This is a genomic window from uncultured Draconibacterium sp. (genome assembly GCF_913063105.1).
In the GTDB taxonomy this organism is placed as follows: domain Bacteria; phylum Bacteroidota; class Bacteroidia; order Bacteroidales; family Prolixibacteraceae; genus Draconibacterium.
This window is the reverse complement of record NZ_CAJXYQ010000004.1, coordinates 57019-72470: the sequence shown is the minus strand read 5'-3', so window position 1 is coordinate 72470 and position 15452 is coordinate 57019. Positions and strand designations below refer to the sequence as shown.

Here is a 15452-nt window from a genome sequence, read left to right as displayed (position 1 = left end):
CTTATGAAAACAAAAGTAAATAAACCGGAAAATCCAGGAAAGAGCAGTCGGTTCTTCTTTTCAAAAAAAACTGAATCAGGCTTTTTTACCGGGCAGGCAAAGTTAAATGTTGGTGAATCTAATGATAAATACGAAAAAGAGGCCGATCGTGTTGCCGATCAGGTAATAAATGAAAGATACACTTCTCAGCCATTTTTTAGTCCTGCTGAAAATTCAGTAACTCAAAAAAAATTGCACTCAGAATCGATAACTCCGCTGATACAGAAGCAAGATGAAGAGGAGGAAGAAGCACAAACCAAATTGGATATGTTGAATTTACAACGGGAGTCTGAGGAGGAAGAAGTACAGCCCCGGTTTGAAATTCAGCAACAATCTGTAAATAACGAAGAGGAGGAATCGCTACAAACAAAGCGGGAAAATAATACCGGTGGCAGGCAACTTACAACGGAACAATTATTAAAGCAGAGCAGAGGCGCAGGAAGTGAGTTAAACACAACTGTTCAGGCGGAAATGGAGAGTGGATTCGGGGCTGATTTTAGCAATGTAAAAATACATACTGACAGTCGTGCTATTCAATTGAATAAAGATTTGGGGGCACGGGCGTTTACTTCGGGCAATGATATTTATTTTAATACCGGACAATATCAACCTCATTCTGAAAGTGGCCAAAAACTAATTGCCCACGAGTTAACTCATACTTTACAACAAGGGGCCAGCACTTCACAAACATTAGTTCAGCGATCGACCGCAGATGAAGCATATCAGCAAGTTGCCGATGCGGCAAGCGGATGGGGAACGGATGAAGAGGGTATTTTTAGCGCTATTAGAGACTGTAGTGAAAGAAATCTTTTAAGAGAACGAATCCAGGGAATTTTAAGTTCTGAATTATCGGGATACGATTTGTTTAAAGCCAGGTTGTTACTAAAGTATGGGCCGGAAACAAATTTTCCACCAGGAATTTTAACTATATGGGAAGCAACAGACGGAGCCGGAACAAATGAGGAGTTGGTGTACGATGCAATTCGAAGTTCTTCAAACAGGGCTTTATTGAAACAATCAACATGGGTACAACGAACATTAAGAAATGAAATGTCGGGACATGATTATGCAAAAACTCAATTACTTTTCCGATATGGGGCTGAGTCTGCTTATCCCGCCTACATAAACTCTTTATGGACGGCCACTGTTGGAACAGGAACGGATGAAAGTTTGATTTATACTACGATGCTTTCCATGTCGCCTGCACAGCTGTCTGAACTGAGAACGCATTCAACTTTTGTGGGAGTTGTTCGCGATGATTTATCCGGCGATTATTTACAACGTTTTAATTCCATGTTGAGTGGCACCGATCCTGCTATTCAGGCAAACGATTCAACATCAAGCTATGGTGCAACTCAAACCGGACCAATTGCAACAATCGGCGACGACCGCGATGATACCGACGAATATTCTCCTGATGATATTACACAAGGTGCCATTGGCGACTGTTATTTTCTTGCTTCACTTGCTGCAATTGCCAGAAGCAATCCGGACGCATTGAGAAATAGGATATCACAACAATCTGATGGTTCTTATAATGTAATATTATACGTAAGAAATGGTGATAATTTCCGACAGCAAGTTGTTAATGTTACAGCTACTTTCCCTCAGCGAGATAATGGCAGAGGTGATCTAACATATGCAAATGCTGGAGATACGAATGCACAGGGAACCGAACTTTGGGTTCGTTTGTTTGAGAAAGCCTATGCAAAGTTAAAAGGTAGTTACGATGAAATTGAAGGAGGTTTTGAAGAGAATGCATTGGAAACCTTACTGGGGCAGGAAGCGGAAGAGCTGAATCTAAGTAGTTTGACTAATGAACAATTAATTACAAGAGTTAGAGCTGCATTCCGGTCAAATCAACCAGTAACTGCGGGAACAGGAAGGTTTGAACCAAATCAATTTACCCGACTCAATGAAATTGTCCCTTTGCATGCTTATACCGTTATGGATATTAATGATGATACCATTACCCTGCGTAATCCGCATGGTGAATCATTAGGTGGAGGAAACCTGCCTACCAGAGTTTTGCCATGGAATATTTTTCGACGTTATTTTTCAAATGTAACTTTTCTGGAAAACCAAAGCTCCTAATAATTTGCTGAATAATGAAAAAACTTGTTCTGTCCAGGTTGCAAGATTTTATAAAAAATCGACTCAATCATGAAATAAAAGGAACTCCTGTAAATCCTGTAAAGTTTGAGACGGTTGGTCTTGACGATTCTGTTTTGGGAAAATACATAGAGGAATATAAATTAAATCAGTCGGAAATAGTTGTACTTTTAATTGCGCTTGTTCCTCATATTTCTCCAGAATTTTTTAATAATATTATCGCTGAATACCTTCCCAATGGCGGCGATTTTCCTGAGTTTGGCGGTGTAAAAGGGAAAAATCATCGTGGACTACTACCAACAGGAGAAACAGCTCTGTACATTTTAGCCGGGCACGATATTGATAAAAGGCTGGAGATAGCTGGTCTGTTTGATGAGGAGCATCTTTTCGCCCAAAAAAATATATTGTATTTAGAGCCAGTTCCACCAGGTGAACCAAAAATGAGTGGTAAGTTAATCCTCGATGACGAATACATTGATTTGTTTATCTCGGGAAAAATATCGCGCCCAAAGTTGGGGAGCGATTTTCCGGCGCAGCGCATTTTTACAAATTTTACCTGGCAAAACCTGGTATTAAAAGCTAAAACACTGAACGAGGTTTATGAACTTGAAACCTGGTTAAACTATAACGAACAACTGCTGGAAAAATGGAACCTGCAGGATAAAATAAAACCCGGTTACCAGGTTCTGTTTTATGGTCCGTCAGGCACAGGTAAAACACTTACTGCATGTTTGTTGGGTAAATACACCGGGCGCGATGTATATCGTGTTGATTTGTCGATGGTGATTTCAAAATATATCGGCGAAACGGAAAAAAATTTATCGGGATTGTTTAACAAGGCAGAAAATAAAAACTGGATTTTGTTTTTTGATGAGGCCGACTCGTTGTTTGGAAAGCGCACGAATGTGCGCGATGCACACGATAAATACGCCAATCAGGAAGTATCTTATTTGTTGCAAAGGGTGGAAAGTTATAAGGGCTTGGTTATTTTGGCTTCAAACATGAAAGGAAATATCGACAGCGCCTTTACCCGACGATTTAATGCATTTGTTGAGTTTGAATTGCCCGGAGTGGAGGAGCGTCAAAAATTGTGGGAACTTTATTTGCCTGCGAAAAAGTTTTTACAGAGCAATATCTCTCCTGAAGAGCTGGCTACAAATTTTGAACTTACCGGTGCAAATATTGTAAACATTGTTCAGTATGCCGGTTTGCTTACCATTAAAAAGAAAAATAAACGACTTGAAAAGGAAGACCTTTTACTGAGCATTAGAAAAGAATACAAAAAAGAAGGTAAAATTTTACAAAAATAGGAACAGCTTATATGCGATGAGTCAACTCAATTTGTAATGTTCTTCGCGGGCATCTCGTTCTTCTGAATCCTGAAAAAATTAAAAAAAAGCTAAAAAATGCTTGCTACAAAACCAACAAATTACCAATTTTAAGCATTGTTGCTTAATTATCAGTTGCTGTTTCTATCATGAAAAAATTAGTGTTTTGCCTTTTATTTTCCCTGTTGTTATCTAATGCTTACGGCCAGTTTGATGTTAATTACGATGAGGATAAAGTTCCCGAATTTAAATTGTCGGACCCCTTAAAAAGTTTTAATGGCAGCAAAATAAGGAACACAAAAAAGTGGGAAAAAAAACGAAGACCGGAGCTAATGGATTTTTTCTCGAAAAATATTTATGGCGAGGTTCCGGGGCAGTTGGCCATTTCATCGGTAGAAATTCTGGAAGAAAGTGCCGAAGCCATAAACGGCAAAGCTATCAGAAAACAAGTGGAGTTATTTTTTGAAAAAGAAAATAAGCAGATTCATTTTACCATATTACTTTATTTACCCAAACAATTAACGCCAGCCCCCATTTTTGTAGCTTATAATTTTTATGGTAATCATACCATAGTCAACGATGTGAATATAATTATTTCAGAAGCATGGGCTAAAAATAATCCGTCGTTTGGTATTATAAATAATCAGTTAACAGAACAATCGCGGGGGGCACGATCGGATCGTTGGCCGGTGGAAAAAATAATTGACGCAGGTTTTGGATTAGCAGTTATTTATTACTGTGAAGTTGATCCCGATAAGGATGACTTTTCTGACGGAGTTCATCCACTATTCTACGTTGATGACCAGCAACAACCTGCAGAGGATGAATGGGGAGCAATTTCTGCATGGGCATGGGGCTTAAGCCGAAGCATGGATTATTTTGAAACTGATGATGCTGTTGATGCCTCAAAGGTGATTGTATTTGGTCATTCCCGTTTAGGTAAAACATCCTTGTGGGCAGGAGCCAGCGATAGGCGTTTTGCAGGAGTTATTTCAAACAACTCGGGCTGTGGCGGGGCTGCATTGTCGAAACGGCGGTTCGGAGAAACAGTATGGCGCATAAATCGTTCATTTCCGCACTGGTTTTGTAAGAATTTTAAGAACTACAGCAAAAACGAAAATGCTTTACCGCTCGACCAACATGAATTAATTGCCTGTATTGCACCACGACCCGTATATATTGCCAGTGCCGAGGAAGACCTGTGGGCCGATCCAAAAGGCGAATTTTTAGCCGCTTTATATGCCACTCCCGTGTTTGAGCTGTATGGTAAAAAAGGTATTGAACATACAATTATGCCACCGGTGAATCAAGCTATTCATAACACGCTGGCTTATCACATCAGAACAGGAAAACACAATGTAACTGATTACGATTGGGACCAGTACCTTAAATGGGCAGAAATGTTTATAAAATAGATGGATCAAATACTTAAGAGGATGAAAAAATATTTATGGGTTACAGTAATAATTTTTGTGTTTTGTGCTTGCAAAACAGCGCCTGATAAAACGGTAAAATTATTTAACGGAATAAATCTCGAAGGGTGGCATGCAGATATTCCAGATGCCGACAATAATCCCGGTCTGGAACCCTCATTTTTGGTGCGTGATTCTTTATTGGTAAGCATGGGCGAACCACGCGGGCATTTAATTACCGATTCGATATTTCAGAATTACCGCCTCGAGGTAGAATATCGTTTTGCCAACGAGCCCGGTAATTGTGGTATTCTGGTACACGCATCAACACCCCGGGCTTTGTATAAAATGTTCCCACAATCGTTAGAAGTACAAATGCAGTATGGCGATGCCGGAGATTTCTGGTGCATTGTTGAAGATATTACGGTGCCAGATATGATGGAAAGACGTGGTCCGGAAGAGGAGTGGGGGATTACAGAAGGGAAAAAACGTAGAATTATTAATCTTACCAATAACTCGGAAAACCCACTTGGAGAATGGAATAACATGAAAATAGAATGTGTGGCAGATACGATTAAAGTTTGGGTGAATGATGATTTGGTTAACCTGGGGTATAATTGTACCGCCACAAAAGGTCAAATTGCTGTGCAAGCTGAAGGTGTTGAAGTTGAATTCAGAAAGTTGGAACTGACAGCCATTGGGCAAACAACACCGTAAGCCATAAAAAAAGGCTGCATACAAATGCAACCTTTCTTTTATTTCGTTTCTCAGATATTACATATCAACCTGAACCTTGGCAATTTCTCCGGTGCGGTATTCTCCGGCAACCAGTTTTTTGCGGGTTTCTTTAAAAGCAGCAAGTGTTAATTCCACATCTTCCAGAGTGTGCATCGCTGTTGGTATCAAACGAAGCAAAATTTCACCTTTCGGAATAACCGGGTAAACTACCATTGAGCAGAAAATACCATAGTTTTCACGAAGGTCATAAATCATTTGAGTAGCTTCTTCCTCTCCACCCTTCATGTATACCGGAGTTACCTGGGTATTGGTTTTGCCCAGATCGAAACCGGCTTCTTTTAATCCGCTTTGTAAGGCATTAACAATTTTCCAGAGATTTTCGCGCAATTCCGGCATGGTACGAATCATGTCAAGGCGCTTAAGTGCCCCAATAGTCATTGCCATTGGCAACGATTTTGCAAATGTTTGCGAACGCATGTTGTAACGTAAAATATAGCAAATATCTGTTTCGCAGGCTATAAAACCACCGATGCCGGCCATTGCTTTCGCGAAGGTGCCGAAATAAAGGTCAATACCGTCTTGTACACCAAAATGTTCGCCCGATCCAGCACCTGTTGGCCCCATGGTTCCAAATCCGTGCGCATCGTCAACAAATAAACGGAAATCAAATTCTTTTTTCAGGGCAACAATCTCGTCAAGTTTACCTACCTGTCCGGTCATCCCAAAAACACCTTCAGTAATCAACAAAATACCACCGCCGGTTTCCTGTGCACGTTTTGTAGCAAATCCTAACATTTTACGGCATTTTTCAATGTCGTTGTGTTGGAAAACAAAACTTTTACCGCCTTTAGCTTTGTGCAGGAAAACGCCATCCATAATACAGGCATGCGATTCTGAATCGTATACAATAACATCGTTACGCCCGGCAAGCACCTCAATAGCTGATACCATTCCCTGGTAACCATAGTTTAACAAGAAAGCATCTGGTTTACTAACAAACGCTGCCAATTCACGTTCCAATTGCTCGTGTTTGTCAGTTTGCCCCGACATCATTCTGGCTCCCATTGGGTAGGCCATTCCATACTGTGCGGCAGCATCCGCATCAGCTTTTCTAACTTCAGGATGATTGGCCAAGCCCAGGTAGTTATTTAAACTCCAGGTTAACACTTCTTTTCCTCGGAAATTCATTCTGGCCGAAATTTCGCCTTCCAGTTTCGGAAAAGCAAAATATCCGTGAATCTGGTCCATCCACTTGCCAATATCACCTTTATTGTTTCTGAATTTTGCAAAAATATCCACGATGATTCGTTTTTAAGTTTCGATTATAAGCATGCAAATGTAATCTTTTTTAAAATCTCAGCAAATGTGTTAAATAATACTAACTCATAAGGTTTTAAATACGAAATAGCGTTATTTTCGACATCGCTATTTTACACAAATTGCCTACAGGTCTATTAATGAGTAAAATAGATTGTGTTTTTAACCGATTAATTTGTGTAAAAATTGAAGTAAAATAGGTTTCAGTTAATTAAAAAAAGTATATTTTTGCGCCATGTTTATGAAAACTAGATTTTTGGGAATTGGATTACTAGCAATTTTGTTCATTATCAGCTCTTGTGGAGATTACAATAAAATTGTAAAAAGTACGGATTACGAGTTCAAGTATAAAAAGGCAGTGGAGTATTATGAAGACGGTGAATACGTTCGTTCTGCCACTTTATTCAGAGAACTGGTAAATATTTACAGGGGGACTTCGCGAGCCGATAAAATTTATTATTACTACGCTAAAAGTATGATTGGTCAAAAAGATTATTTAATGGCCGGTCATTATTTTAAATCATTGGTAAAAGAGTTCCCCACCAGCGAATATGTGGAAGAAGCACAGTTTATGATTGGTTACTGCTCGTATCTTTTATCCCCAAAACCAAGGCTCGATCAGCAGGTTACACAGGAAGCTATAGATGCTTTACAATTGTACATAAACCTTTACCCCTATAACGACAGGGTTGAAGAGGCCAATCGATTGATTGACGAGATGGAAGATAAGCTGGTGTATAAATCATATTTAAGCGCCAAGTTGTATTACGATTTCGAGAATTACAAAGCAGCTGTTATTGCTTTAGGCAATAGCCTCGAGAAATATCCCGAAAGTAAATACCGCGAAGACCTGAAATATATGTTGTTAAAATCGAAGTATTTATTGGCAACCAACAGTATTATCGATAAACAAGACGAAAGGTATACCAATGCTCTTGATGAATATTTTTCATTTATTGATGAGTATCCCGAGAGCAAGTATAAAAAAGAGGTAGAGAAATTTTACGAAAAAGCCTCTGAAATATTAAATTATCAGGAAGAAGATTTAAATATTAATTAGAATATGGATTACAAGAAAACAAAAGCAGCTCCGTCAACTATTTCGCGCGACCTGGAGGTTTTAACACAGGAAACCGGAAATATTTACGAAACAGTAATGATCCTTGCCAAAAGGGCCAATCAAATTTCGTCGGAGCTAAAAGAAGAGTTGAATCAGAAATTGCAGGAGTTTGCATCGTACACCGATAATCTGGAAGAGATTTTCGAAAACAGAGAGCAAATTGAAATTTCAAAATTCTATGAGCGCTTGCCAAAACCAACGCTAATTGCGTTTGAAGAATTAAAAGAAGGTGAAATTTACCACCGAAATCCGGCACGCGAGAACAAAAAACGTATTTAATTTCAGTCCGTTTTATGAGACTGAAAGGTAAAAATATAATACTCGGAATAACAGGAAGCATTGCAGCTTATAAGGCCGCAATGCTTCTTCGGCTTTTTATAAAGGAAGGAGCCGAGGTGCAGGTGGTAATTACGCCGGCTGGTAAAGAATTTATTACGCCGGTAACTTTATCGGCACTTTCAAATAAACCTGTTGTGAGCGAGTTTTTTGGTGCAAACGATGGTACATGGAACAGTCATGTTGACCTGGGCTTATGGGCTGATGTTATGGTAATTGCGCCTGCAACTGCCTCAACCATGGGAAAAATGGCCAACGGAATAGCCGATAATATGTTGATTACAACTTACTTGTCGGCAAAATGTCCGGTTATGCTGGCTCCCGCCATGGACCTTGATATGTTTGCACATCCTTCAACTCAACGAAATATTGGCATATTGAAAGAATATGGAAATATTATTGTTGAACCCGGCGAAGGCGAATTAGCCAGTGGCCTTGAAGGTAAAGGCCGGATGGAAGAGCCGGAAAAAATACTTGAAGCCGTTGTTCAGCAGCTTCAGGTAAAAAAAAAACTGCTGAATAAATCATTTTTAGTAACAGCAGGACCAACCTATGAAAAAATAGATCCCGTTCGTTTTATTGGAAATTATTCGTCTGGTAAAATGGGATATGCCATTGCCGAAGAACTTGCCGAACAAGGAGCTGAGGTAACTTTAATTTCAGGCCCCGTAAATATTGAAGTACACAATAAAAATATTCATATTGTTCAGGTTGAATCGGCTGCGGAAATGCACCAGGCTGCTATTAAAGCTTTTGCTACAACCGATGGTGCCGTAATGTGTGCTGCTGTAGCTGACTTTACACCAGTGATTAAGGAAAACACAAAAACAAAACGGGGTAACGAAAACTGGAAGCTAGAGCTGCAACCCACAAAAGATATTGCTGCCGAGCTTGGAAAACAAAAAATGAAAAACCAGCTTTTGGTTGGTTTTGCCCTTGAAACCAATAATGAATTTGAAAATGCACAACAAAAACTGAAGAAAAAGAATCTTGATTTTATTGTGCTAAATTCGTTGAAAGATAAAGGAGCTGGGTTTGGTGTTGACACCAACAAGATAACTATTATTGAGAAAGACAATAAACACACCGAATTTGAGTTAAAAAATAAGAACGAAGTGGCTAAAGATATTGTTGCAAAAATTATTGAACTGAACGTTTAGGCATATGATGAGATACGTATTACTTACCTTATTCTTTCTTTTTTTCATCTTAAGAGCAAGCTTTGCACAGGAGTTGCGGTGTAACGTAACCGTATCGGCACGTGGAATTCAAGGTGCAAACCAAAACCTGTTTCGTACCATGCAGTCCGATCTGTATGATTTTATGAATAACAGAAAATGGACTGATCATGTATACAGTTATGATGAAAAAATCAGATGCAATATTCTTATTCGTCTTGATGAGCAAATCTCTGCTGATGAGTTTAAAGGAACGATACAGGTTCAGTTAACGCGCCCGATATTTAATTCAAGCTATACTTCAACGGTATTAAATATAAAGGACAACGATTTTCATTGCAAATACGTGGAGTTTCAGGCCCTGGAATTTAATGAAACATCGAACCGCGACAACCTTACCAATATTATGGCTTTTTATGCCTATGTAATTTTAGGTTTTGATTACGATACCTTCTCAGAGGAAGGGGGAACCGAGTTTTTTCAGAAAGCACAATCCATTGTCAACAATTCGCAAAATTCGCGTGAGCGGGGCTGGAAAGCTTTCGAAAGTGAGCGAAACAGATACTGGTTAATCGAGAATGTGTTGAATAAGTCGTATTCCTCGTTTCGCACCTGCATGTACAATTACCACCGCAACGGTTTGGATATGATGTCGGACAGAGTGGAAGAAGGAAGAGCCAATGTAGCCGAGGCATTACGCGATATTCAAAAAGTATTTCGTCGTAGGCCATCAACCTATATTTTGCAAATGTTTTTTGATGCAAAAGCGGATGAGTTGGTTAATATATTTTCTAAATCCTTTCCGGATGAACGTACCCGAGTGATGACAATTCTTAATGAAGTTGATCCCTCAAACGGAAGCAAGTACGAAAAAATAGCGGAAAGCGAGGGCTTTTGATTTTTCTGATTAAAAAGATTACTTCATTTTCGGAAGAAAGTGATTACATGTTTTCATTTTAGCTATTTTAGCTAAACACAAATTACCATTGAGCAACTTGTCATTATGCTATCCAGATTATCTATTTCAAACTACGCACTAATCAATAGTTTACAAGTAAATTTCCATGCCCGGTTAAATACGGTAACCGGTGAAACAGGAGCCGGAAAATCAATAATTCTTGGTGCGCTGGGGCTTATTCTTGGAAACAGAGCCGATCTTTCAGTATTAAAAGAGAAGGATAAAAAATGCGTGGTGGAAGGATTGTTTAAAGTCAGCGATTATTTGCTTAAAACGTTTTTTGAAATACATGATCTTGATTATGATGATTTAACGATTTTACGACGCGAAATCACACCTTCAGGGCGTTCAAGAGCTTTTATAAATGATACTCCGGTTAATCTGAAAACATTGGGTGCACTTGGATTGAAACTTATTGATATTCACTCGCAACACCAAAACCTGGAATTAAGCAACCAAAAATTTCAACTTCAACTGGTAGATTCGGTAGCCGGAACGGAACATATTTTAGCCGAGTATAAAGCGCAATTTGCAAAATACAAAAAAGCAAAAAAAGAGCTTGAAGCTTTGGAAGAACTGGCTGAGAAGGCAAAATCTGATTTGGATTATTACCAATTTCAGTACACGCAACTTGAAGAGGCGCAACTGGTTGAAAATGAGCAGAACGATTTAGAAAAAGAACTGGAACAGTTAAATCATTCGGAAGAGATTAAAACGGCACTTTCAGACACAGTGGCATTGCTCGACAACGAATCATTTTCGGTAATACAAAATATTAAAAACAGCCATCGTTCCCTTCAAAAAATTAGTAGCTATTTAAATGAAGCAGAAGATTTTGCCACTCGCATTGAAAGTGTTGCTATTGAGTTAAGCGATATTCATCACGAGCTCGAATTACTTGCTGAGCGGGTAGAATTTAACCCTGCAAGAATTGAAGAGGTAAACGACCGGCTTAACTTATTGTATTCGTTGCAACAAAAACACCATGTTGCCAGCGTAGCCGAACTAGTTGAATTACGGAACGATTTTGATGCCAAAATTAATAAAGCAGTTGGCTACGATGATGAAATAGAGGTGTTGAAAGTTAACTTGCAAAACGAAAAATTGGCTTTGGAAAAACTGGCAACTCAACTAAGCGTGGCAAGAACTAAAGCCTTTAAAACGATTGAAAACTCGGTAAAGTCTGATCTAAAACAATTGGGGATGACGAAAGGCAGGCTGCAAACCGTTCACCAGATTTTGCCCGAGTGCCAGGCAGATGGTAAAGATGAAATCGCATTTTTATTCAGCGCAAACCCCGATTCGGAACCGGATGAGATTTCAAAAATTGCATCGGGTGGCGAAATGTCGCGATTAATGCTGGCAATTAAAAACCTGCTTCGTAACTCGAAAGCATTACCAACTATTGTATTTGATGAAATTGATACCGGTGTATCGGGCGAGATTGCCTTAAAAATGGGTACGATTATTAAATCATTTTCTGCAAATACCCAGATCATAAATATTACCCATTTACCACAAATTGCAGCAAAAGGCGATGCTCATTTCAGCGTTTATAAATTAGAAGAAAAGAATAAAACTTATACCTCGATAAAGAGTTTAAATGCACAGGAGAGGGTGGAAGAACTGGCGAAAATGGTGGGAGGCGATAAACTTACGGAAACAACAATAAAAGCAGCAGAAGAACTGTTACGAATTTGAAAAACAGCAAATGGCAGAAATAGGAAAATACAATACCTTAGCAATAAATAGGGAAACGGATAACGGGCTATACCTTGATGGGGGTGAACATGGCGAGATACTGATGCCTAAAAAATATATTGATGCGGGACTAAAAGAGCGGGGCGAAGCCGATGTTTTTGTGTATACCGATTCGGAAGACCGATTGGTGGCTACCACAGAAAAGCCTTTTGCCTGTGTTGGCGAGTTTGCTTACCTCGAGGTAAAAGCAAGCAGCCGGTTTGGAGCATTCCTGGATTGGGGATTGGCAAAAGACCTGCTGGTTCCGTACAGCGAACAACGCAATAAAATGCTCGAAGGAAAAAGGTACTGGGTGTTTATTTACCTTGACCTGCTTTCGAACCGGGTTGTGGCATCGGCTAAATTGAATAAGTTTTTGGATAACACACCACCTGAATATTCGCGCGGGCAGGAGGTTAACCTGCTGATAATTGAAGAGACAGACTTGGGCTATAAAGCCATAATAAATTTTGAGCATACCGGGATGCTGTACAAAAATCAGGTATTTCAGCCAATAAAGATAGGCACGCGAACCAAAGGATATATCGCGAAAATACGAAGCGATGAGAAAATTGATTTGCTTTTGGAAGAACCGGGATATGAGAAGGTTGATGCAATATCAGAAAAAATAATTGCCGAACTGGAAGCCAGTGGCGGTTTTTTGGCAATATCCGATAAATCGTCGCCTGAGATGATAAAAGCAATGTTAGGAATCAGTAAAAAGAATTTTAAAAAGGCTATTGGCGGCCTCTACAAAAAGCGCCTGATTTCATTTGTTTCTGACGGAATAAAACTGTTAAAAAAGTAAAACAGATTGTTAAACATGAATTCTTGTTTTGAAAATTAAAACAAAAAGTTCTAAATTTAGAACAACAATATTTTCATGTTGTGATTTTTGGTTAAATATAGGAGGGAAACATTGGTTTCCCTCTTTTTTATTCATCCTACCTGCCGTTAATTTTTGGAATGGCCAAATTGTTCATCCAGGCGTTTAATATCGTTCATTCGTAATCCCAAAATGCGAATGTAATTTTTACAGTTTTCCGTATGTATTTCATTCTTCGATTCCAGCAGATAGTAAGATTTTATAACCCAGTCGAGGGCGGCTTTCAGCTCGCCTTCCATTTCGCAGGCAAGCCCCATGTTAAACATGCTTTTTGCCGCAATAAGTTTGTTTTTATTGTTGGTATTTCTTTTCCATATTTCTGCAGCTTCAAGCCATTGTCCTGCTTTTACCAGTGCATCGGTTTGCTTTAGCTCAATATGCCCCGACGCATAATACATACGTTGCACCTTAATCCAATGTGGAACCAGGCTACTGGAAAATTTCTCCGCCGACAATTCGGCCGCATTAAAAACAGCATCCTTTCGCGGAGGTATAACCGTGCCTGCTTTTGCTTTGCTGAATGCATGTCCCATCCAGGCTACGGAATCGGTTTTTGAGGTTACCAGCAAATATTCGTACGGTTTTAGTGAATAAAAACTCCATTGATACCAATTAATAACTTGTTCTTCTGATAAGCCAATTTGTTCTTGGTAGGTACTATAGTCTGAGCTCGCGAAAAAGTCAAGCGAAATGAGCAAGTCGGCCTTGCTACTATCGCCAATAGCTGCCAACTGATTGCTGGTGTATAAACCAAATTCAGGATGAATAAATAATGTGTCGGTTTTAGGAAGAACAGGTGCAGTGTAATTTTTGATAAAATAACTGCCGTTAAGTACATTTATTTGGTTGTTCGATAGTTTGTTAACAGCTGCAGAATCTGTTTTTAGTTGGTTCGCAATGCCTAATGTATCGGTTATGGCTATGGTGGAGTAGTTTCTTTCTGATAAAATAATAACAGTGTCGAAAAACCGGTGTTGCTTCAATTCTTCAATAAAGGTGTTAAAGTATATGTGAGAAGCAATACTGTCCGTATTTTCCGTCTCTGCTTTTTGTTCTCCAAATTGCAAATAGGTGTTAAAGTAGTTATTGGGTGAAACATTTACGTTATTATATTGTATTGCCACGTTTTTAAATTCATTCGAGATATTTACTTTTGATGGTTGAACAATTTCAATATCAATTGTTTTGCTGTTGTACAAGGTGTTGCACGAACATGTAAAAAACAATATAATAAAACAGTGGAAGGTAATTTTACGAAGGTTCATTTATTGTTGGTTTAGCCTCGAAATATCTTTTTTCCTTTTTGCCAGTAGTTGACGGTAGTTGATAATCATTTTCAGGTCTTCTTTGCTTTTGTAATCGGTGGCTATTTGTTGAGCGGCCAACAACCATTTTTCTGCTGTTTCAAAATCATCTTTCATTTCGTAGGCCAGAGCCAGGTTGTAGCGCGCATTTATGGCCATTTTGCCATTGTTGTCGTCGGCATAGCGTCTCCATAACATGATGGCATTGTCCCATTCTCCTTTTTGCACATACTCGTCGGCAGCCGCGAAATCGGGTAACGGAGGAACTGAATAAATGCGGTTAACATTTTGCCACGATGCAAAAAAACGTTTCGAATAATTTTCGCCCACCATTTGCGAGGCAATTTTTAAAGCCGCTAAGCGGGGAGGTAACTTCGTTTTACGCTGGTAATTTCCTTTAGCATCGTAGCCATTCCAGAAAATGGTATCAATCATTGTTTTACGCTCAATAAGTTTTTCTTCAACCGGATTGTAAACGGCCCAAACTGCTGCTGTGATAACTTCGTTTGAAGGACTTGCTAGTTCTGCAGTTGATTCATATTCAGAGAAAAAATAGGAATAGGTTTCAAGCGATATTACCAAGTCGGCCTGGGTTGATGAAGCAATTTTCTGGACCATTTTCATGTCTAATGCCGGAAGCTTATTTCCGGTGTGTGGTTCAAAAAGTTTCGGAAATATTCTGATTTCTTCAAAAGCCGCATTTTCTTTCAGGTTTTTGGCCAACTCGTTTAAGCACAGGTTTACTAATACGCTATCCAGTTGCTGCGGATCTTTTCTTACTTTTCGTAATGTAAAATCGTCTTTGTAATAGTGTTGTAATGTGTCGCCAATGTATTTAAAGTTGCGGTAAACAATGGCCACATTCTCAGTATTCGAGGGATAGGCAATAGCTCCGGGCTTATAAATTTCTATCGGGTATTCTTTGTAAACTGTGCACGCCGACAGCGCAGTTACAATTACCAGAAGTAAGAGAAGTCGGTTCAT

General features: G+C 39.2%; 13 protein-coding genes. 10 read left to right on the top strand and 3 right to left on the bottom strand.

Annotated elements, in window-relative coordinates:
• Positions 1 to 3: 3 nt before the first annotated feature.
• The 4 genes from QZ574_RS05040 (at position 4) to QZ574_RS05025 (ending at position 5608) form a co-directional block, all read left to right on the top strand.
• Positions 4 to 2133: a DUF4157 domain-containing protein gene (locus tag QZ574_RS05040; protein ID WP_297087443.1), complete on the top strand. Its 2130-nt coding sequence runs from the start codon at positions 4 to 6 to the stop codon at positions 2131 to 2133.
• Positions 2134 to 2147: 14 nt separating this feature from the next.
• Positions 2148 to 3461 carry an ATP-binding protein gene (locus tag QZ574_RS05035; RefSeq protein WP_297087440.1) on the top strand — a complete coding sequence of 438 codons (1314 nt, stop codon included), beginning with the start codon at positions 2148 to 2150 and terminating at the stop codon, positions 3459 to 3461.
• Positions 3462 to 3628: 167 nt separating this feature from the next.
• Positions 3629 to 4894 (top strand): hypothetical protein, encoded by a 1266-nt coding sequence (locus QZ574_RS05030; protein ID WP_297087438.1) that lies wholly within the window; start codon positions 3629 to 3631, stop codon positions 4892 to 4894.
• Between the two features lie 21 nt (positions 4895 to 4915).
• Positions 4916 to 5608 (top strand): DUF1080 domain-containing protein, encoded by a 693-nt coding sequence (locus QZ574_RS05025; RefSeq protein ID WP_297087436.1) that lies wholly within the window; start codon positions 4916 to 4918, stop codon positions 5606 to 5608.
• 57 nt (positions 5609 to 5665) lie between these two features.
• Here QZ574_RS05025 and QZ574_RS05020 read toward each other — a convergent pair whose 3' ends face one another.
• Positions 5666 to 6928: an aminotransferase class I/II-fold pyridoxal phosphate-dependent enzyme gene (locus QZ574_RS05020; RefSeq protein WP_297087434.1), complete on the bottom strand. Its 1263-nt coding sequence runs from the start codon at positions 6926 to 6928 to the stop codon at positions 5666 to 5668.
• 259 nt (positions 6929 to 7187) lie between these two features.
• Between QZ574_RS05020 and bamD the strand changes: the two genes are divergently transcribed.
• The 6 genes from bamD to QZ574_RS04990 all read left to right on the top strand — a co-directional run bounded on the left by bamD (position 7188) and on the right by QZ574_RS04990 (position 13086).
• Positions 7188 to 8006, top strand: a complete 819-nt coding sequence (gene bamD, locus QZ574_RS05015; protein ID WP_297087432.1) for an outer membrane protein assembly factor BamD — start codon at positions 7188 to 7190, stop codon at positions 8004 to 8006.
• Between the two features lie 3 nt (positions 8007 to 8009).
• A complete protein-coding gene (locus QZ574_RS05010; RefSeq protein ID WP_297087430.1) occupies positions 8010 to 8345 on the top strand; it encodes a DNA-directed RNA polymerase subunit omega in 336 nt (111 codons plus the stop codon).
• A gap of 14 nt (positions 8346 to 8359) precedes the next feature.
• Complete coding sequence (coaBC, locus tag QZ574_RS05005; RefSeq protein ID WP_297087428.1) at positions 8360 to 9562, top strand: bifunctional phosphopantothenoylcysteine decarboxylase/phosphopantothenate--cysteine ligase CoaBC; 1203 nt, start codon at positions 8360 to 8362, stop codon at positions 9560 to 9562.
• A 4-nt stretch (positions 9563 to 9566) separates the two neighbouring features.
• Positions 9567 to 10478: a DUF4835 family protein gene (locus QZ574_RS05000; RefSeq protein ID WP_297087427.1), complete on the top strand. Its 912-nt coding sequence runs from the start codon at positions 9567 to 9569 to the stop codon at positions 10476 to 10478.
• Between the two features lie 105 nt (positions 10479 to 10583).
• Positions 10584 to 12239: a DNA repair protein RecN gene (recN, locus tag QZ574_RS04995; RefSeq protein WP_297087425.1), complete on the top strand. Its 1656-nt coding sequence runs from the start codon at positions 10584 to 10586 to the stop codon at positions 12237 to 12239.
• Between the two features lie 10 nt (positions 12240 to 12249).
• Positions 12250 to 13086, top strand: a complete 837-nt coding sequence (locus tag QZ574_RS04990; protein WP_297087423.1) for a S1-like domain-containing RNA-binding protein — start codon at positions 12250 to 12252, stop codon at positions 13084 to 13086.
• A 146-nt stretch (positions 13087 to 13232) separates the two neighbouring features.
• On the opposite strand, the gene QZ574_RS04985 is transcribed toward QZ574_RS04990, so the two are convergent.
• Entirely contained in the window at positions 13233 to 14429 is a 1197-nt protein-coding gene (locus QZ574_RS04985; RefSeq protein ID WP_297087421.1) for a DUF6340 family protein, read from the bottom strand.
• Positions 14430 to 15452: a DUF6340 family protein gene (locus QZ574_RS04980; protein ID WP_297087418.1), complete on the bottom strand. Its 1023-nt coding sequence runs from the start codon at positions 15450 to 15452 to the stop codon at positions 14430 to 14432. It abuts the gene before it with no gap.